Annotated in this window: 19 protein-coding genes; 14 read left to right on the top strand and 5 right to left on the bottom strand. The window is 48.4% G+C overall.

The genetic code is table 11. The features are described 5' to 3' along the window. The first annotated feature begins 480 nt into the window (after window positions 1-480). The 6 genes from FPZ45_RS20220 to FPZ45_RS20245 all read left to right on the top strand — a co-directional run bounded on the left by FPZ45_RS20220 (window position 481) and on the right by FPZ45_RS20245 (window position 4,192). A complete protein-coding gene (locus tag FPZ45_RS20220) occupies window positions 481-897 on the top strand; it encodes a VOC family protein (protein WP_144705894.1) in 417 nt (138 codons plus the stop codon). Window positions 898-902: 5 nt separating this feature from the next. Next, window positions 903-1,670, top strand: a complete 768-nt coding sequence (locus FPZ45_RS20225; RefSeq protein WP_144705896.1) for an RNA polymerase sigma factor — start codon at window positions 903-905, stop codon at window positions 1,668-1,670. 6 nt (window positions 1,671-1,676) lie between these two features. Further along, on the top strand, window positions 1,677-2,177 hold the full coding sequence (locus tag FPZ45_RS20230; RefSeq protein WP_144705898.1) for a DinB family protein: 501 nt from the start codon (window positions 1,677-1,679) through the stop codon (window positions 2,175-2,177). Window positions 2,178-2,211: 34 nt separating this feature from the next. Continuing rightward, window positions 2,212-2,607 carry a VOC family protein gene (locus FPZ45_RS20235; protein ID WP_144705900.1) on the top strand — a complete coding sequence of 132 codons (396 nt, stop codon included), beginning with the start codon at window positions 2,212-2,214 and terminating at the stop codon, window positions 2,605-2,607. Between the two features lie 76 nt (window positions 2,608-2,683). Then, window positions 2,684-3,175 (top strand): DUF1579 domain-containing protein, encoded by a 492-nt coding sequence (locus FPZ45_RS20240; RefSeq protein WP_144705902.1) that lies wholly within the window; start codon window positions 2,684-2,686, stop codon window positions 3,173-3,175. A 435-nt stretch (window positions 3,176-3,610) separates the two neighbouring features. Beyond that, window positions 3,611-4,192, top strand: coding sequence for a YkoP family protein (locus FPZ45_RS20245; protein WP_246120524.1), 582 nt, complete (start codon window positions 3,611-3,613; stop codon window positions 4,190-4,192). A gap of 141 nt (window positions 4,193-4,333) precedes the next feature. Here the strand turns inward: FPZ45_RS20245 and FPZ45_RS20250 are convergent, their stop codons facing one another. Further along, entirely contained in the window at window positions 4,334-5,398 is a 1,065-nt protein-coding gene (locus FPZ45_RS20250) for a serine hydrolase domain-containing protein (RefSeq protein WP_144705904.1), read from the bottom strand. A 222-nt stretch (window positions 5,399-5,620) separates the two neighbouring features. On the opposite strand from FPZ45_RS20250, the gene FPZ45_RS20255 reads away from it, so the two are divergent. After that, a complete protein-coding gene (locus FPZ45_RS20255; RefSeq protein WP_246120525.1) occupies window positions 5,621-6,166 on the top strand; it encodes an RNA polymerase sigma factor in 546 nt (181 codons plus the stop codon). Next, window positions 6,163-7,194, top strand: a complete 1,032-nt coding sequence (locus tag FPZ45_RS20260) for a hypothetical protein (protein ID WP_144705906.1) — start codon at window positions 6,163-6,165, stop codon at window positions 7,192-7,194. Before FPZ45_RS20255 ends, FPZ45_RS20260 begins: the two co-directional genes overlap by 4 nt. A 96-nt stretch (window positions 7,195-7,290) precedes the next feature. Here the strand turns inward: FPZ45_RS20260 and FPZ45_RS20265 are convergent, their stop codons facing one another. Further along, the gene (locus FPZ45_RS20265) at window positions 7,291-7,800 is read right to left on the bottom strand and encodes a hypothetical protein (RefSeq protein ID WP_144705908.1); all 510 of its coding nucleotides are present in this window, start codon (window positions 7,798-7,800) and stop codon (window positions 7,291-7,293) included. A gap of 321 nt (window positions 7,801-8,121) precedes the next feature. On the opposite strand from FPZ45_RS20265, the gene FPZ45_RS20270 reads away from it, so the two are divergent. From FPZ45_RS20270 to FPZ45_RS20280, 3 genes are read left to right on the top strand one after another with little or no spacing between them, the layout of a single operon-like run. Next, window positions 8,122-8,685: an RNA polymerase sigma factor gene (locus FPZ45_RS20270; RefSeq protein WP_144705910.1), complete on the top strand. Its 564-nt coding sequence runs from the start codon at window positions 8,122-8,124 to the stop codon at window positions 8,683-8,685. Then, complete coding sequence (locus FPZ45_RS20275; RefSeq protein WP_144705912.1) at window positions 8,682-10,187, top strand: extracellular solute-binding protein; 1,506 nt, start codon at window positions 8,682-8,684, stop codon at window positions 10,185-10,187. Before FPZ45_RS20270 ends, FPZ45_RS20275 begins: the two co-directional genes overlap by 4 nt. Beyond that, on the top strand, window positions 10,184-11,533 hold the full coding sequence (locus tag FPZ45_RS20280) for an ABC transporter substrate-binding protein (RefSeq protein WP_144705914.1): 1,350 nt from the start codon (window positions 10,184-10,186) through the stop codon (window positions 11,531-11,533). Before FPZ45_RS20275 ends, FPZ45_RS20280 begins: the two co-directional genes overlap by 4 nt. Before the next feature lie 141 nt (window positions 11,534-11,674). On the opposite strand, the gene FPZ45_RS20285 is transcribed toward FPZ45_RS20280, so the two are convergent. Together FPZ45_RS20285 and FPZ45_RS20290 are read right to left on the bottom strand one after the other, a co-directional pair. Next, entirely contained in the window at window positions 11,675-12,295 is a 621-nt protein-coding gene (locus FPZ45_RS20285) for a class I SAM-dependent methyltransferase (protein WP_144705916.1), read from the bottom strand. Window positions 12,296-12,300: 5 nt separating this feature from the next. Beyond that, window positions 12,301-12,999 (bottom strand): DUF4386 domain-containing protein, encoded by a 699-nt coding sequence (locus tag FPZ45_RS20290; protein ID WP_144705918.1) that lies wholly within the window; start codon window positions 12,997-12,999, stop codon window positions 12,301-12,303. Window positions 13,000-13,546: 547 nt separating this feature from the next. On the opposite strand from FPZ45_RS20290, the gene FPZ45_RS20295 reads away from it, so the two are divergent. Genes FPZ45_RS20295 through FPZ45_RS20305 form a run of 3 tightly spaced genes read left to right on the top strand, consistent with a single transcriptional unit; the run spans window position 13,547 to window position 16,767 of the window. Next, complete coding sequence (locus tag FPZ45_RS20295; protein WP_144705920.1) at window positions 13,547-14,260, top strand: ABC transporter ATP-binding protein; 714 nt, start codon at window positions 13,547-13,549, stop codon at window positions 14,258-14,260. Next, window positions 14,257-15,642 carry an ABC transporter permease gene (locus FPZ45_RS20300; protein ID WP_144705922.1) on the top strand — a complete coding sequence of 462 codons (1,386 nt, stop codon included), beginning with the start codon at window positions 14,257-14,259 and terminating at the stop codon, window positions 15,640-15,642. The genes FPZ45_RS20295 and FPZ45_RS20300 overlap by 4 nt, the downstream gene beginning before the upstream one ends. Before the next feature lie 42 nt (window positions 15,643-15,684). After that, window positions 15,685-16,767, top strand: a complete 1,083-nt coding sequence (locus tag FPZ45_RS20305; RefSeq protein WP_144705924.1) for an efflux RND transporter periplasmic adaptor subunit — start codon at window positions 15,685-15,687, stop codon at window positions 16,765-16,767. A gap of 229 nt (window positions 16,768-16,996) precedes the next feature. Here the strand turns inward: FPZ45_RS20305 and FPZ45_RS20310 are convergent, their stop codons facing one another. Beyond that, window positions 16,997-18,076, bottom strand: a complete 1,080-nt coding sequence (locus FPZ45_RS20310) for an NAD(P)/FAD-dependent oxidoreductase (protein ID WP_144705927.1) — start codon at window positions 18,074-18,076, stop codon at window positions 16,997-16,999. Between the last annotated feature and the right edge of the window lie 234 nt (window positions 18,077-18,310).

The following is an 18,310-nucleotide window of genomic DNA, read 5'->3' on the forward strand; positions in this document are numbered from 1 at the left end:
ACACCTCTAATCCAGGGGGCTGGCCCCCTGCTATTTATCGCGAAAGAATGCTGTCACAAGCAGCTTAGCAACGGGATTTCTGTATGAGGGTGTTTTCAAACTGCACTTTTTTTGACAACTCCAATACTTCGCCTTGGCTCAAGCCACATTGTTCCGCCAGCCCCGCCCTCCACGGGCTTCTTGCTCCACAAGTCCTCCCAAGCGTAGCCAAGGGAGGTCGTTGCACAAGAATTCGACGAAGCAGATCAAATAAATAACAAAAATGTAAAAGGGAATTCCGAATATATTGCCGAACCTCTTACTAGGAGTCTGAGAGTGTGAGAATTAACAAGTACGACATCTTGAGAACAATGGGATTTACAAAACGTACATAAAAACCGGTGCGAGATTAATGATAATAGAAAATTGCATACCCGTATCTTTTTGCGGATTTTTATCGTTAATAGATTGAAAATTAAATTAAAGGAGAGTAGATGATCTATGGAGAGAATTGTCACATTTGTAGCCAGCATTTTCATTCCGGTAACCGATATTACCCGATCTGCGGAGTGGTACGTTCGAATGTTCGACATGGAGACAATTGAAAAGACCGATCAACGAGTCGGACTCGCGTTCCCTATCGGTCAAACGTTGGTTGTATTATGGAAAGTGGAAAAACCGCAGCCTGTCCAATTCGATTCAGGCAAATATATGATGCCTTACTTCAATTTCACTTCGTACGATATTGACAATTCGTATAGACGGCTTAAGGCAAAGGGAGCGGGGTTAAGTGAAATCCACGTAGAGGATGGATTTAGGTTTTTCGAAGCTATCGATCCTGACGGTAATCCCTTTAATATTGTGGAAGAGACGGGACAAACACCGTATTTTGCTCACAAGAAAAATATAAGGAAGTAAACATAATGCCACAGGGGGACCGTTCAGATGCAGGATATGAGACGTTTGCGGTGATGACACTGCCGCTGCAAAGCGATCTGAAGCAGTATTGTCTGGCTAAGGCGGGTTCAGCGTGGGATGCGGACGATTTGCTGCAGGAGTCGCTCATTAAAGCATATCGTTGGCACACTCGGTTCCCAAGCAGGGAAATTACGAAGCCTTTTTTGTTTCGAATTGCCGCCAACGCGTGGGTGGATATTTGCCGCAGTCGCAAATGGCAGCCGAAGGTCGGAGCGCTCGAGGTGGACAAAATCGGTTCTTATGATGAATGGAGCCAATGGGATGTGCGTGAGGCGCTCGAGCTGTTGTCTGGTCGGCTCGAACCCAAGCAAGTCGTTCTTGTTTTGCTGATCGACGTATTTCACTTTACCGCGAAAGAAACGGGAAAACTGTTTGGACAATCAGAGGGTTCGGTGAAGGCGGCTCTGAATCGGGCGAGGACGAGGCTGAGGACGGCCGTTGAACGCCATCCCGAATATTGGGATGATTCTGTGTTTTCAGCTCCGCGCCGCGGACTTAGCATCGAGGTGTTCGAAGCGTTCGTCGACGGTTTTCGTCGTGCGGACCCTATAGCGATTTTCCGATCGTACCAGACGCTGATTGACGATGGCGCTGTGGTGGATCGGATCGAATTGCGCGGAAAAACACTTTATTTTACGATTGTCGACCCCGACGGCAATTTATTGATGATAACGGAGAAGCTGAATGAGGGGCGTATGAAGTTCGAGGAGTGATTTTACTTGTTGGAAATCTTGCAGCAACAATACGATTGGATCAGATCCGCTAGAAAAAACTTGTTTACGTTTATGGAAGAGATCCCTCCTCAAATATTACATCAAACAATTCCCGATTATGGGAACGGAACGATCATTCGGACCCATATTCATGTCGCTGACTCTTATAGGTTCTGGCTGGGATCTTTCGCGTTTAAGAAGTTAAACGAAAATATGGAAACTACCGTACATGAGATTGAACAAGCTGATGTGAAGTATGTCCGTGACAGATTTGCGGAAGTAGATGAAATCGTTCAACGGTTCTTGAATGAATATTGCGGTCGCTGGCGTGAACCTATCGAGCAAGATAAGAACTGGAAGGGATACCCAAGGACCCCTACTCCTTTGCTGCTGTTAACTCATGTTGAGACACATGAATTTCATCACAAAGGTCAAATCGTGTCGATGGCAAGACATCTGGGTAATCCGCCTCCTGCCGATGATCGTTTGGGCGGACTCTTTTCCTAATAATTCAAAAATAAAATCGATAAGAGGTGTGGAAATGAAAGCTTTAGGATTGAGGAACATCGATGTTATTACCGTGTTCGTTGAGGATCTGCAGAACTCGAAGTCGTTCTATCAAGAGGTTTTCGGCCTTTCAGCCGTTTATGAAGATGACAACTCCGCAGTTTTTGATTTCGGAGACATGAGTATTAATTTGCTGATTATTCCTGCAGCGAGAGAGCTAATCGATCCTGGAACTGTCGCAAGCCGAGAGTCTGGGTCACGCTTCCAATTTACCATCCGAGTAGATGATGTGGATGCTGTCTGCATCGAACTGACTATGCGTGGTGTCGCCCTCCTCAACGGCCCAATGAATAGGCCGTGGGGAGTACGCACTGTAAGTTTCGCGGATCCGGGTGGACATATATGGGAGATTGCGCAACAACTTAATTAAAAAGAGAATACCATGATAATGACCTGTAAAGGCCATGTTATAATAGGAAAATATTACATTTAGGAGTGAACTACTTATGGAGAATATTATCCGTTCCAGCATTCATGATTTCGATTTTATGCTTAAGCCTATGATAAATCGCAATAGACGACGGACGAATGCTATATTTCCTGACAAGGAAGGCGTCTGGGAAGAGTTTGAAGCTAGTCACACGGGTGATAAATATCTCGATGGAAGGGTCATCGTAGATCATTTTGAAGGAACATACCCAGATGGAGAGGTCAGAAAAGGGATGACGATACGTGCTTTTGACGAGGAAGCGCAGCAGTGGTCGCTGGTATGGCTTGATAACCGCAACCCCCATGATTTTAGACCGCTGATCGGGAAATTTGAAAATGGAATTGGTGTATTCAATCAGGTAATAGAAACACCGGATGGAAAGCCGCTGCATGTACGATTTGTTTGGGATGAGATCACGGAGAATACGGCACGCTGGCAACAGGCATTTTCATTTGATGGCGGAAACAGTTGGGATACGAATTGGATTATGGAGTTTACTAGAAGATAAAAGTCTACGCTCTTTGGTCTTCAAAGAGAAGCTGACAGCTGGAGCGATTGGATTTCTTACGACGAGAACCCGATAGCCGTCGGAGATGATGAACATTCGAGCAAGGCATAACAGTATGTATATGCTGAATACATCGCCATGCAGCCTAGCGGCCGCGGCGATGTATTTTTCTATGTCCGGAGTCAACACGAATTCAACAACGCCGCTCTGACAGTTGCTCTGGGAGTACACAAAGATATCGACTCGTCTAGCATAAGACGGCTCTAATCCCATTCGGGGTAAGAGTCGTCTTTTGATATGTGTTGATTAACAATCGCGATGATATTTTGGACACTAGGAGTATTGCTTGTCATATGACAGTAAGGCACTACCCGATATTACACCGCGCAAGCCATCATTAAGAAAGCAGGATACAGAAGAAAGAAGGAGAGCGCGATGGAAGCAACACTATCGAAAAGAGCGGTGCAGTCCCTATGGATGATGTGGGAGGGCGCATTTGACTGGATTACAACCTTTCGCAGCGCATCGATTAAACAATACGGTATTTGTAAATTGGTTGTGAGGCGCCACCATGGGCGGACGTTAACCTGTTATGACGGACATCAAATTAGAAGCGGAGATTGGGTTGGAGAGCTTCATCTGGACAATCGAAAAGTGATGGAGCTTACGCGCGAATACGGGGCAGATTTGGCGGGGCTAAGCATTGCGCGTGCATTTCGGGCAGCGATCAAACAAATACGTCTGGAACTGAACGATAATCCGGAGATGGGTCAAATTCAGGCTTTTATGGGAATTACGTTGCTCCATCGGGGAATCGCCCATGGTATCGGCTTTGAAAATCATCCCATTAAGGTGAAATGGCAGCGGCTGTGGTACGGGTGTTATCTTCGTTTGCTGCTCAGAGTCATGCATCCGGAAGGAAAGCGGCGTATTCGGCAAAATAGAGAGCAGCTGTCGCCTGTGCTAATGATGATAAGCACACCGGCACTAAAAGCTCGCGGTAGATTATCACGTTAATGGGGCAATTTGTCGTATTCTTGGGGCTACTAGTGGGCATTCTGTTGCGGCCCTCTTTGGCGTTCTCGTTCAACAGTTTGCAAACGACTTCGCGAAAATAAGTCCATTTAGTTCCATATGTCGCAGCGTACTTGTGGGTTTTTATAATACCGGAATAACATCCTCACGAAGCATGCGTTCGGGGTCTGCCTTTTCCTGAGAGAACGGACTAAAAGTCATGACGATGACTGTTTTCAGGTCAGGAATAACGCGAATAATTTGACCGCCGTACCCGTTGGCTTCATAGCTGAAATGGCTTTTTCCATCGCTACCTTTGACGTCCGCAAGCCAGAACAGATAACCGTATTGATCACCGGGTTCAGTTGTATTTGTAGAAATATGACGCTCAGTGGAGGCGGTCACCCATTTCATGGGAACGATCTGTTTCCCCTGCCATTTGCCTTTATGAAGATAAAGTAAACCGAACTTCGCCATATCGCGCGGGACCATAGTTAAATTCGTGCCCCCTACGTTGATGCCGTTACTGTCGGACATCCAGTAGTAGTTTTGGATGCCGAGTGGCCCGAATAGATTACGATCTGCGAACTCTCGGGTGGACATCTTGGCCTGCTTGGTGATCATCGCGGATAAGAACTGGGTAAGTCCCGTATTGTAAGCGAACTTGGTCCCCGGCGTGTTCACTATGGGCTGCTTGATCGCAAAGTCGAATAGGTCTGGGCTATTAATGAAATTTTGAAAATCATCATCCGCCGGTTTTAGGCCACCAGTCAACGTCAACGCATTCTTGACAGTAATGTCTTTTTTACGGGAATCTTGTTCATTTACGAAATATTCCGGCATGATCTCAGAAACTTTAGTATCCAGTCCTCCGATTAGGCCTTGATCGATGGCGATTCCCGTTAATGCCGACATGATGCTCTTAGTAACCGAGAATACGCCGTTAGGTTTATTAGGGTCACCTCCGTTGTAGTATTTCTCGAATACGATATCGTCGTCTTTCACAATGAGTAAGCTTGTAATTTTTTTATTTACCGATAATTTATTATCCAATTCATCCAGTTGTTGGGCGTCCATTCCCTTATCTTTCGGATCGGCTGTTTTCCAGGTGAATGTGGTTGGTTGTGACTTGCCGAGCAACAAGTTGCAGCCGGAAGCGAAGATACAGCAACAAATGCAAAGCAGTAAAAGTAGAAAGAATTTCCGCATACGGACACCTCCATAGCATTTTAGGAAACGTTTGCAAAATCAATTATTACCAAAATATATCAATAAGTATTAGAAGAGTCTATGCATTTTGTTACTAAAATAGTGGGAACTAATACTCCCCGTACGATGCTTAAGAGCCGTTCGAAGCGCTAAGCAAAAATTATTGTAATTACAGTGAACGATTCGCAATCGGCTCTTGTCTAATAGTGTGGAGGTGAATACGTGAAATCCCATGTAGAGTTTCGATACTTGGTGAATATGGATCGTATGGACAAGACGGATCTGTATGAACTGATGACTGCATATGGAGACGATGTAAGGAGATACGCTTATGCCATCACCAAAAACAGGGAACAGGCCAAAGATATTGCCCAGGAAGTGTTTCTTAAAGTATATCGCAGCATTGGTTCGTTCAAGGGCGATTCGTCTATGAAAACATGGCTATTTACAATCACAAGAAATCTCGCCATTAACGAATTAAAGTCCAGCTATATGCGTCGCATCGTTTTACTCGGTTGGGTGAAGCCGCAAAAGAATGAACGGTCAGCGGAAATGGATTACTTTACGGAACAATCTGTTCGGGAGATTAGAGATATCATTATGAAGTTGCCGAACAAGCTGCGAGAAGTTCTTATTTTGACTCTTGAACACGAACTGACGATGGCAGAGATCGCTAAACTAGTGAATGTATCGGAAGGCACGGTTAAATCGAGATTACATAGGGCACGCCAGATCATTATTAGAAAATGGAGGGTGACAGAGCCATGAACGAGCGATCGATGGATTGGGAGAGCAGAGTAAAGCAGGGACTATTTACGGAGGAGGTTTTTTCCGACGAGATGAAGCGATCGGTGTTGGAGGCCGTAGATCGTCAACCTGGTTATTTCTCTTGGCAATGGAAGCGTCTTGCGGGGGCGGTAGTCTTAAGTATCATTTCGGTAATTTTGATCGCAAATTGGCCATACGCCAATGTCGACAAGGCAGCTTCCGGTTTATCCGACGAGATGAAGATGCCTGTTATATTCAAGCCCCTCGACGCCAGAAATTGGACATTCGGGCAGGTTATTTCACAAGCAGACCCCGACATTCTTCCGGGGTTATCCAATAAGTACAACCCTTTAAAAAATAAGACAATTACGCAGATTCCGTTTAGCGATATCCAATTGATCGATGAAAAGCAAATAGACGGTTTCGGAACGATATTGCATTATACTCTAAAGCCCGATTCAGTGACCCCTCATGAAGTAAAAGGAAACCCGGATTACTTTGGATTTGCGGTAAACGGATCATCCCGGCCGAAAACTTTGTACCATTACGGCACGGGGCATATGTATGACCAACAGTTCAGCATGACACGACTGTTCGGACAGGAGGTGCTTAAAATCGAACAACCGGTTTGCAGAATAGATGGCGAAACGTGCGTCTGGTACTTTAATAGGGATGCGGATGGACAGGTCTACTCGTACATGGATCTTGATGCTGCCAGCTATGAACGTGATTTGGATGGCGATGGAAAAGAAGAGGTGGTGGTTGTTACCCACAAACAAAACCAAATCTACATCTTTAAAGAACAGGATGGACAGCTCTTATGGGCAAGCATAAGAGACATTTTGAAAGTCAATCAAGATGACACCATACAATATGACGACGCAAGTGGCACTTTTACAGTACATTCAACCCTAACGGGAGGGGAAGATGCTGTTAGTGTTTATCTCTATAAGGAAGGGTCGGATTCGCTTGTTAGAATAGATAGCAACGGCAATATCATGCAAGCAACGGATAAACCTTCATCTTAAGATACTCGAAAGCCAGTCCTTCCAACCCCGCGAGCTGAGACGACAAAAAGAGCATAATCTGATGCTTATCCAGATTATGCTCTACATTAATGCTAATTATTTAATAAAAGTTAAGCTATTTTGAATGTGCTTGAGAATATGTGAGTTTTGTTCATAATAATCTCTTGGCATATCTAGTGAAACCTCCAGCACACGATCATGATCATCGATGACTATAATTTGGACGACGTGATCAGGGAATGCATCACTTCCAGCTATATTGAAGTCTGTTTTATAGGTCAACATAGTCATATTTTTTTTGAGCTTCTTTTCTTCACTCAGTTTATAGATGTCTTTATATGTCTTATCTTCCCAGTCGATAAACTTGCTTTTATACACATCTCTTGGATAAGGGTACGTATAAATATAAAAAAGGCCAAACTCGCCTTCTTCCACATCTATACTATACGATAATTCGCTTGATCTCGAGGTCCACTCCTTAGGAATACTGAACTTCAACCCCTCATACGTTACAGTCTCATAATTATCTGAATTGGTCTGTGAGCTGCAGCCGACAATTATCACTCCTGTAATAAACAAAAACAATAAAACCTTTAATCTTCTCATAATCATCTATGCTCCATTCGCTGATAACGATTCACTCTCAGTTTTTCATAGTCTACTCCTCTTTTTTTCATCGATTATATCACGACTTCCACATATTAACTATTTTAATGGGGCGGGTTAGCCTACCAACCAGATGGGCCATAAGAGACCCGGGCCGCCTCTATCGTCCACGAATTTGCAGGAACAACGCAGCGGCGCCTAGAATTCCATAAGCATAATGATAAAGCCGAGGCTGTGAATGCTAGGCTTTTTTACGTACCGTTGAAAAAAAAGGAACTTTGCGGCTTCGCGCTCGTTGTTTTGTCAGAGGAGGTTGCCGGAGTGGATTACGAGTATATCAAGCAAATGAACGAAGGGATCGACCGCAACGCCTTGCTCGACGAACTGATGATGATGTACGGCAAGGATGTGTGGAACTATGCGTTCTTCTTGACGCGTCGCCGGGAACTGGCCGAGGATATCGCCCAGGAAACGTTCATAAAAGCCTACCACGCGATTTACTCGTTCCGAGGCGGGATGACGATGAAAGCGTGGCTACTCGCGATCGCCCGCAACACGGCGCGGGATTACTTCAAATCCGCGTGGTTTCGCCGCGTCCAACTGGTCTGGGAGGAGTACGAGACGAGCGTGTTCCAGCCTTCCGCGGAGAAGCAATGGTTCGTGTCGCTCGAACAGCGCGAAGTGTGGAATGCTGTGCTGAGCTTGCCGCGGAAGCTGCGGGAGGCGCTGCTGCTGTACGCGCATCACCATCTCACGCAGAAAGAGATCGCGGAAATGTTGCAGCTTAGCGAAGGGACGGTCAAATCGCGCATATTCCGCGCACGGGCCGCTATTAGCCGCAAGCTGGGTAGGCCTGCGGCCTTTGAAGGAGGAAAGCGTCCATGAATCAATCCGAATGGGAGAAGCATCTCGAAGAGCTTCCGCTCGGCAGCGGCGGTTTCTCCCCGAAGTCCATGAAGCAAATTAAGGAGAGGATACGATTGGACGGTAAACGCAGAAGCCCCATCCGAGGCATAACGATCGCGGCAGTTTGCGTACTGTTGGCGGCCGGCGTCTGGGCGGTCGGGGATTACCGCCAGGCGCTCTTTCCGAGCTCGGGGGCGGCGAAAACAGACGAGCAAGAGTTTCGGCTGAGCGTGCAGTATGGGGACAAATCAAGCTTTATGATCCGGTTTGGCACGACGTATATGCTCGATCACCCGAAGGCGTCGTTCGAGGTCGCCGTACCGAGCGAGGAATACTTAAAGAAGCAAGACTTGGCCTCTTACAAGAAGTGGGTGAGCGAATCCAATGCGGACGTTCTCCGATTTCCGCTCGCTTTCGTCGACGACCTCGCCGCAGACGGCGTGATCGTTCCGCTTGACGATCTGATTAGGCAGGAAAAACTGGATCTCAAAGCGCTCTACCCGTCCGCGGTCGATCTGGTCAAGGAAGCGGGTAACGGGCGGATGTACGGCATCATCGATGATCTCGATATGAATATGCTGATCTACAACCGGTCGCTGTTCCAGAGCAAAGGCGTGCCGCTCCCCGAGAAAGGCGCAACGTGGGACGACATTGTCCGCTTAGCCGCACGATTCGAAGGTGCGAGCGACGGGGGCAAGCCGGCGTACGGCTTCTCGTACGGATCCATTCCGGATCCGTTTCGAATGATCTATGACATAGGGCAATCCCAAGGACTGTCAATCGTGGATGCGAAGGGTTACCCGCAAGTAAACAGCGCTTCCTGGAAGGCCATCTGGAGCCAAGTATCCGAAGGCATTCGCAAAGGTTGGATCAGCGATGAATCGCTGGATAATGCCGAAGCGTTAGACCCGTTAACGGCAGCGATCGCCGGCAATCCGTTCTATAACGGCCGCTCCGCGATGACATTGCAACCGTATCTTTCATGGTACGTCATGAGCGAGGCGATCCAGCAAGGCTTGTTACAGGACGAATGGGATGCGATTCCGCTGAGCGCGCCTACCACGCCGGGCAGGATTAGCTCGCTGACCGACGGCACGGTCTATGCCATTAACGCCAAGTCTCCCAATCAATTACAGGCGATGAAATTCATCCATTACCTAGCAAGCAAGGAACGTTCGACTAAGGCTGTCGAGATGGGGGGGCCGCAAATGCTACTCGCGGCAGTGCCGGGCGTGAAAATAGAGGGCTCTCCAATCGGTCGCTATTACGAGTCCGAGCTGGACGTGTCCGCCGTGCTGCAGCAAGCAGAGCGTAGTCAGCTGCCCGAGTACAACCGTGTGATGAGCGTGCTGTCGGCGAAAGCGAACGCGGAGCTTCGGGACATTGCGGGCGGACAGTCAACGGTCGATGAAGCGTTGGCCCGGCTGCAAGCGGATGCGGAACAGGCTGCGATTACCGGCGGGTCGGAGGCAAGCCAATGAGGGCGGCGGCCTTAAGGTCTCAAGGGCGCTTCCTTGTCATGGTGGTGTTGGCGGTTGGCTTGATCGCGGCGTCTAGCGGTTGCATAGGCAAGTCTAAACCTCCGCCAGAGCCAACCGAGCTGACGATCGCGTTCATCAACCAGATGACCTTCGATGCTTTCTACAGCAGCACCTTCCAGTCCGTCTATCCGAATATGAAATTTAAGATCGTACCGCTGGTGGATCCGATTTATTATCCCATCAATCCCGATTTCGGTTCCCCGCTTAAAGAAATGTTCGAGACGAAGAAACCGGACCTCGTTATTCTGTGGGACGCGCAATACAAACACGCCGCCGATGCGGGATGGCTACGCGACCTTGAGAACATGGCGTCATTGAACAAGTTCGACCTCGGCACGCTGCACGAGGGGATGCTCGACAGGGCACGGAACAATGAGGAAGGTAAGCTGTACGGGCTTTCGCCTACCTTTAACTCCTCGGCGGTTTATTACAATAAAACGCTGTTCCAACGCTATGGCGTGCCGCTGCCGGAGCAGGATATGACCTGGGACGAGATCCTGCGGCTGGCAGGGTTGTTCATAGACCAGCCAGGGGGCGAGGACGGCATCAGAGGCCTCAGCACAAAATCATTGACTAAGCCGTTCGACCTCATGTCCAATATCGCACGGACCGAAGGGATTGAGATGTACGACAAAGCCGCTAACCGCCTCACGTTCGACAGTAAATCATGGCATGCCCTTATTTCTAAGGTCATAGCCGCATACCAGCGCGGCACATTCGTTACCGAACCTTACAAGACAAAGGGCAAGTATATCGGTCTGGACGAGATGCGCGATCGCGACCTGTTCGCGCATGGCAAGGCAGCGCTTACGGTCGAAAGCGATTATTACGTGACTGAGCTGAAGCAGCTTTACGTAGACTTCGAGTGGGGCGTGCTGCCTGGGCCGGTCCAGACTCGGGACCCGAGCCGGGGCGGGGATATTTCGGTGGATACCATGTTTGCAATTCCAGCAAAGTCGGGTCATCCCAATGAAGCTTGGAAGCTTATCGAGGCAGTCATGTCGGAGAGAATGGGCGAAGTCTTTGCAGAGAGGGATTTCGGCCTACCCGTTCGGTTAAATGGAAGAATGGCGAAGAATCCGCTGTATGAGGTATTCTACAAGCTGCGGCCAGTACCGCTGCAGGCGGAGTATTCGATCGGCGCCAACGAGAAAGAAGAACTGACGCAGATCATTGACGACGAGACCGACGCGGCGATCGCGGGCCGCAAATCGGTCGACGACGCCATTGCGGCGATTCAGGAAGCAGGCTCGCGACTGCTTCCGGATCGCTCAAGACCGAAATAGAGAGGAAGTAGATTTGAGGGCTGCAACAGGTTGCCGTTGAGCGGAAAAGGCGCGCCATCCCCCGTCGGATGAGCGCGCTTCTTGTTTGCTAGTTTCAGGATTCGCTTGCTGCCGAATTATTAACAGATCAGCTTTTGGAAATCAAATCTTCCTAGCAATAATGAAATATTCTTGAGAACTTTTCTTCAAGCAATTCGATTCGACAATTGAAAAATTCCCTTCCTCAATTGTATCGACTAAATTGCGTATTTTAAATGATCTGATATTCGGCATTAAACCAACTCTGCCTGCAAACAATAACAGGTTTTTTAGAACGATCTTTTCTCCCACGCATGGTGTTGCAGAAATCAATAATCCTCCCGGTTTCAACAGTTCATTCATTCTCTGCAGAACGGTCTGTTCATCTTCCAACAAATGCAGAACATGAAAGGCCATGACGACATCGAATGAGCCTTTTTCATACCTTTTATCAAAAATGGTTGTGTGAGCATAGTTAATATTTGCAATGTTCCGCTCTTTTGCCTTGTTTTCGGCAATTGCGATCATATTAGAAGATATATCAATCGCATGAATCCCTTTCACATAATCTGCAATTTCATTTGATATCAATCCCGTCCCACAGCCGTAATCCAAAACAATGTCGCTTATTTTGAGATGCGTTTTCGTTCTTTTTTTTATATTGATGTAAGTTTGTTCATCCTTCATCTCTATTTGATCATATTTGCTTGCTGTTTTGTCCCAAAAACTTTCTGATTTATTCATTTCAGTTACACCTTCTTTTCTAGAGCATCCGCCCGGTTGAAACCTTTAATGATTAGCCATATAGCCAGAACCAATTGTTGAAAGGCAATTGGAATGTTCAACATCATGTATGTTGCATCCAGACCGATGAAGCGAATCATAAATAATAAGCTTGCCAATATGGACAATGCGGACCCAAGAATACCCGAAACGGATAACCAACGTGGGACTAATTTTGTTTGGTAAAATATGCGGTTAATCAAGAACATAGCCACAACAAATGCAAGTGTCGTTGCCACATGGTTCACCAAATCACGTCCTTCCCGTAACAATCCGCCCAGGGACTGAAAGTACGAACCATTCAGGGTTCCAACTTTTGCAAATTCGTGGCTTAACGTTAATAGCAATAGAAGAATGATTACACCAATAATTATGAACACACCCGCAATGATGCCGAAAGCAACAGAACCAAGAGCCAAACCTTTATTATGCTTACTTAAGATCGGATACAACACAATTGGAACGACAACATAGGTGACGACCATTAACAACTGGAAAATCACTCCTATTTGTACCTGGTTTTCATTAATAGAAGCCTTGACAAGGTAGTCCGCTCCATCTATAACAGGCACAACACTAAATATACCTGTAACCAACCCGGCTATTAATAACACCCCAGTAATTACTGCAGACCTTCTACCTGAATTTGTACTCTTCCTCAACATAATTAACCTCCTTATAAAGGACGTGTGAATTAAGAGGTCAAAGAAGTATTTCCCTCTTCTCGATAGCGAAGATTCGTAATGAGCGGAACCATGGATAATATAAACCCGAGGAAAATCTCGTCTCCTGATTAAAGTATATTTTACAAAATGTGTAAACTATTCGCAATATAATTAAAACTAGATCCTTTGTCAAGTTTATTTTACAAATTGTGATGGCTTGCAAACAACAATCTGGAGCGATTGGATTAGTTAAGCGGGGAAAAAGGTGGCGACAGGAGAAGAATAAGAACCGAGAGGGCACGTCGGACACGGGTTTGAGGGCTGTGGCAGGTTGCCCGTTGGGGGCCTGTTGCGGCCCTCATTGGCGTTCTCGTTCAACAGCTTGCAAATACCTCAATTCGGAGCATGGCATAAGATGACGGAACGGAAGAGGCATATATTTCTAGGGAAACGCAGAAAATGCCAAACTTTTCTGGTAGAATTGCCGTATTTATAGTTTAGGTGTAGGTTCGACTATCTAAAAATACATCATGAAAGGAGTGACGTCATGCTGCGTGTAGAAGGTTTATCCCATGCTTTTCGGAATGGCACAGAAACGACAACTGTATTACAGCACATTAATTTTCATGTGAGGCAGGGTGAGATCGTCGCTCTTCTTGGAAGCTCGGGCTCGGGCAAATCAACGCTGCTCAATCTGATGGCCGGCTTGATGAAGCCGACGGAAGGCGATATTTACATATCGGATCACAATATCGTGAAGATGAACGAGAATCAGCTTTCCGAGTTTCGCCGTAAACATATCGGTTTTATATTTCAGGCATACGAGCTGATCGCGAATCTGACGGTTCGCGAGAATGTCGAGTTGCCCCTTGTGTTCCAATCGGTCTCGCCCTCAATCCGGAAGCAGAAGGCTCTGTCGCTGCTTGAGCAAGTAGGCATTCCCGAGAAGGCGGAGCTGTTCCCTTCGCAATTATCCGGAGGCCAGCAGCAGCGTGTCAGTATAGCGCGCTCTTTAATTACCGAGCCATCGGTCATCTTTGCGGACGAGCCTACCGGTAATCTGGATACAAAGACGGAAGAGGAAATTCTGGCGATATTGAAACGGCTGAACAGCATGATGAAAACAACGTTCGTCATTGTTACGCACGAGAGGGAAGTTGCGGCTCAGACACAGCACATTATTTCGCTGCGGGACGGCTACCTGATCACGGATCGGGACCCATCTGACGCCATGCCGTTGGCGGGGGTGACGACAGGATGAGGATTGGCGATCTTACGCGGCTGTCATGGGATCAGGTCAGACGCCGGAAAGTCGTGACCGCTTTGTGCGCCGCCGGACTATCGATTGGCTGTGCCGCGATTATACTCGCCCTCAGTATAGGAGAGTCTGCTCAGCAGTACATCGAAACCGAGATGAACAGCTTCTTCAAGATGGACGAGATTACGGTGACAGCCAATGAGGGCGTATCGGCCAGTGGAGGCCAGGGGGGTCAGGCAAGCGGCGGAAATCCGGCGGTGGGCGACGATTCTCTGGATCGCGGCAAGCTGACCGACCAGAAACTGGCGATTATGAAGAATATGAAGCATGTGACGGCAGTGGCTCCCTTTCAGCAGATCAATTATATGGAAATGTCCACAACGGACAACCGGAAGAGCTATGTAGAAGTGATCGGGACGGACCTGGGTATGCTGGAGGCCTTCGACAAGCCGTTCATGAATGGCGGGCCTTCAGATCTGATCGGTACCATCGTGCTGAGCTATGGGGCGACATTGGGGCTGGCCGATGCCGAGGCGCGCGATAAGCTGATCGAGCAGTTGAACCGCAATCCTTATGACAGCACCCTGGTCGAGCAATATGAGAAAATGAATCGGATGCCGGCTTCCCTATTCCAGCGGCAGGTCCAGTTTCTCGGTTACTCGAATGACGGAAAGGTCAATCAAACCTCGCAGCTGCGCGTAACCGGTGTATTGAAGAAGCCGAAGGGCGTAAGCGAGAATGCGGTTGCTTACGACAAGAAAGCTTACGTATCGCTTGAGACGGCGCAGATGATGAAGCGCGAGTTGAATATGGGCCGAGGCGGGATGGCCGATGAAGCATCATATAACTCCGTTATTGTAAAGGTGGACAGTCAGGAGAACGTCGAGCAGGTGGAGCGACAGATTAAGAAGCTTACTCTGAATACGCAAACGAATTTGCAGCAGAAGGAACGGCTTGCCGAGCAATTCAGCATTATTAAAGCAGTAGCGCTTGGCGGCGGCGTATTTATTCTCATCATTGCTTCGATTTCGATCGTGGTGGCCATGACGATGTCGACTTACCAGCGGCGCCGCCAGATCGGCATTATGAAGGTGCTTGGGGCGAATTTGGCGCAAATCCGCAACATGTTCATCTTCGAAGCGGCGCTGCTTGGCCTGCTTGGTGGCTTGCTCGGCATCTTGTTCTCCTATTGGATCGTATGGGGAATCAATGCCTTAATCCAGTCCATGTCCGGCGGCAGTCAGGATGCCGTCATTATCTTTGTTCCCTTGATGGCCATTCCGGTTGGCATGGCGTTCGCGATTCTGACCGGCGTCATATCGGGAATCTATCCGGCGGTGAGCGCTTCGCGCACCGATGCGCTGACGGCCATTCGACGGGATTAGAAGCAAGTGATGCGATGCTATTAGATAGAAGGGGTAGAAGAGATGAAGAAGAGAATAAAATGGCTCGTCATCGGGCTTGTCCTAGTTGGGATCAGTTACGCCTTATATTCGATATCTCGGCCGGCAAAGCCGATGGATCCGATGGAAGCCTCGCAAGCGATTACGTTCGAGGTGACGACCGAGACGCTTGTCAATACGATTGAAGTAAAGGGCAAGTCGCTGTATGAGCAGGAAACCTTTGTTTACGCGCCATTCAGCTCGAAGGTTATGAGTTGGAACGTGGAGGACGGGCAGCAGGTCAAGAAAGGGGACGTTCTGTTCAAGCTTGATCAGACGGCGCTGCAGAATGAAATCTCCCAAGAGGAAGCCGCCCTTCGCAAGGCGGATCTCGAAGCGAATCTCAAGGCATACATGTCGGAGCTGGACGAAGAGGGCATGACAATCGGCACGACGGAAACAGAGCGAAAGCGGGCGCACGCGACGAAGGAGATCGGCCGGCTGACACAGGAGCTGAACGATGTAACCAAGTCGATCCAGCGCAAGACGCTGGCGGAGAAGCAGACTCTGCTTGGGAAGTCGGAATACCGCTCGCCAGCTGCGGGCATATTCCTCTACGATACGTCGAGCAAGCGGCCGCAAGCGGTTGGTGACAACCAATACATAGGCAAAATTGTCGACCTCAGCAAGCTGCAGTTCATCGCGCTTGTCGGCGAGCAGGATGTCTTCCGCATCAAGCCGGATATGCAGGTTCAAGTGAAGATGAATGCGATGAAGGATTTGAAGCTGTCGGGCAAGGTGCTGCGCGTATCGAAATTCGCCAAAACCGGCACCGATCAGAACAACATCGAACAGGCGGCCCAGTTCGAGGTAGTAATCGCACTGGAACCGAATGAATATTTGATCGCAGGCCTTAGCCTCAATGGGCAGATCGAAACCGAACGCAAGAAGGATGTAACGGTCGTGCCGACGATTGCCGTCATGCGGGAGAAGGACTCCTATTACGTCATGGTGGATAAAGGAAATGGACAGTTCGAGCGTCGGGATATTAAGATCGGCATGGAGACGCCCGAGAAGACGGAAGTGCTGGAAGGCTTGAAGAAGGGCGACACGATCGTGCTGCAATAAGCATGCGATCTCGTCCGTATATAGGCCGGGAACCATTGCCGCAGTATAGATGCGGCCGGATTCCCGGCTCTGCCGCGAGAATCCGGTGGCGACGCGGGGAAGAGGAGCAGTTATACAGGTTGTGACAAGGAGTACGTCGTCGCTCATGTGACGATGTACTCCTTTGCTTTGTGTCCAGGAGTATCGAAGGCACTTTGCACTTGCATGCGATTCCACTTGATTTACAACCTTACTTGCGAGAAACAGTGGGGTCATCCCTCGTGTTGTTCTTAAAACGGGAGAGTCGACAAGGGACTAATTCGCTTCTTGATTCCCGATTGATTATTTCACTTGCAGCTAGTCGCGCAATCAGCGGCGCCAGCGTTATTGCAGAATGCATCACTGTCAGATAAAGTCCCTTTATGTGATCATGGAAGCCCACGATCGGATAGCCGTCTTCAGGCATTGGTCTCATCCCGACCTGGATGTTTTCCAGTTCCAATTGATTTCCGCCCTCCAGACTGCGACGCAACGTCTCGAACGCTCGCTTGCCGACCGCCTCTGGCCCGTTTTCCTCCGACTCGTCGATATAATCTTCCGCAGCAAGCAGCGTTTGATCCGTCGGTTGACGCGCTTCAAATTGCGCATTTGAGATTAATGTGCGTATCAGCTTATGCGCAGATTTCATCCGAATCAGAATGGCAGGCGACGGCGTTACCGGCACGGGACAACCTAATGGGTTGCAAAGTTCGGGTATGCCTGTACCTGCGGCCAATATGACGACATCCGACTCCAGAAAACCCTTAGACGTGTGAACACCGACCACGCAGGAATCTTCTTGCTGCAGCTGTGTAACGTTGGTACCGAACTGAACCTTTGCTCCGTACTCCCGCGCTCTGCTCAACAACAGATCCGTTAACCCTATCGGGTCCACCGCACCTTCTTCGCTGACAAACATCGCTTCATCCGGATATTCCTTCAGATTCGGTTCCAATGCCTCAAGCTGCTCCCGGTTTAATTTTTGAAAACGGAATTGCTCCCTTAGGGACGGATTGTCCCAAGTCAGCGCCCCGTGCCAATGAATTTGCAGTTCGGACAAGTCTTGCTGAAGCGCATGATATTCTTCACAAGCCGCATCGTACAAATGCCAGTATTCGGGAGCCACCCTATGCGTCGTATGTATCCAGGCAAACGATTTTTCCGTGACTTCACGTGCCGCGGCGGGGTGTCGTTCAATAACGGTTACATCTTGATTTTGTTTGGCCAGATGATAGGCCACGGACGCCCCGACAATTCCTGCGCCGATTATCACGATTTTTTGTTTACTCAATAAGGACTCCCCCTATGTCACCTTATTGTAGCATAGGCGTCATAATAATCTGACGTCATAACATATGAGGACAGCTGGAGCGATTGGATTTCGTACGATGGGAATCCGGTTACCATGGGAAGAGAGACATCACCTGGTCAAAACGTAACCTTCTACCTCTCTGATCTGTCCAACAAGGCAAAATATGGAATTGCAAAATAGGCCCCTGATGATAGCCGACTGCTGTCATGCAAC

The organism is Cohnella terricola (assembly GCF_007786475.1).
In the GTDB taxonomy this organism is placed as follows: Bacteria; Bacillota; Bacilli; order Paenibacillales; family Paenibacillaceae; genus Cohnella; species Cohnella terricola.

Coding starts and splice junctions, on each gene's coding strand:
- FPZ45_RS20220 (WP_144705894.1), top strand. CDS start 481: ATGGAGAGAATTGTCACATTTGTAGCCAGCATTTTCATTCCGGTAACC.
- FPZ45_RS20225 (WP_144705896.1), top strand. CDS start 903: ATGCCACAGGGGGACCGTTCAGATGCAGGATATGAGACGTTTGCGGTG.
- FPZ45_RS20235 (WP_144705900.1), top strand. CDS start 2,212: ATGAAAGCTTTAGGATTGAGGAACATCGATGTTATTACCGTGTTCGTT.
- FPZ45_RS20240 (WP_144705902.1), top strand. CDS start 2,684: ATGGAGAATATTATCCGTTCCAGCATTCATGATTTCGATTTTATGCTT.
- FPZ45_RS20245 (WP_246120524.1), top strand. CDS start 3,611: ATGGAAGCAACACTATCGAAAAGAGCGGTGCAGTCCCTATGGATGATG.
- FPZ45_RS20250 (WP_144705904.1), bottom strand. CDS start 5,398: ATGCGGAAATTCTTTCTACTTTTACTGCTTTGCATTTGTTGCTGTATC.
- FPZ45_RS20260 (WP_144705906.1), top strand. CDS start 6,163: ATGAACGAGCGATCGATGGATTGGGAGAGCAGAGTAAAGCAGGGACTA.
- FPZ45_RS20265 (WP_144705908.1), bottom strand. CDS start 7,800: ATGAGAAGATTAAAGGTTTTATTGTTTTTGTTTATTACAGGAGTGATA.
- FPZ45_RS20275 (WP_144705912.1), top strand. CDS start 8,682: ATGAATCAATCCGAATGGGAGAAGCATCTCGAAGAGCTTCCGCTCGGC.
- FPZ45_RS20280 (WP_144705914.1), top strand. CDS start 10,184: ATGAGGGCGGCGGCCTTAAGGTCTCAAGGGCGCTTCCTTGTCATGGTG.
- FPZ45_RS20285 (WP_144705916.1), bottom strand. CDS start 12,295: ATGAATAAATCAGAAAGTTTTTGGGACAAAACAGCAAGCAAATATGAT.
- FPZ45_RS20290 (WP_144705918.1), bottom strand. CDS start 12,999: ATGTTGAGGAAGAGTACAAATTCAGGTAGAAGGTCTGCAGTAATTACT.
- FPZ45_RS20295 (WP_144705920.1), top strand. CDS start 13,547: ATGCTGCGTGTAGAAGGTTTATCCCATGCTTTTCGGAATGGCACAGAA.
- FPZ45_RS20300 (WP_144705922.1), top strand. CDS start 14,257: ATGAGGATTGGCGATCTTACGCGGCTGTCATGGGATCAGGTCAGACGC.
- FPZ45_RS20305 (WP_144705924.1), top strand. CDS start 15,685: ATGAAGAAGAGAATAAAATGGCTCGTCATCGGGCTTGTCCTAGTTGGG.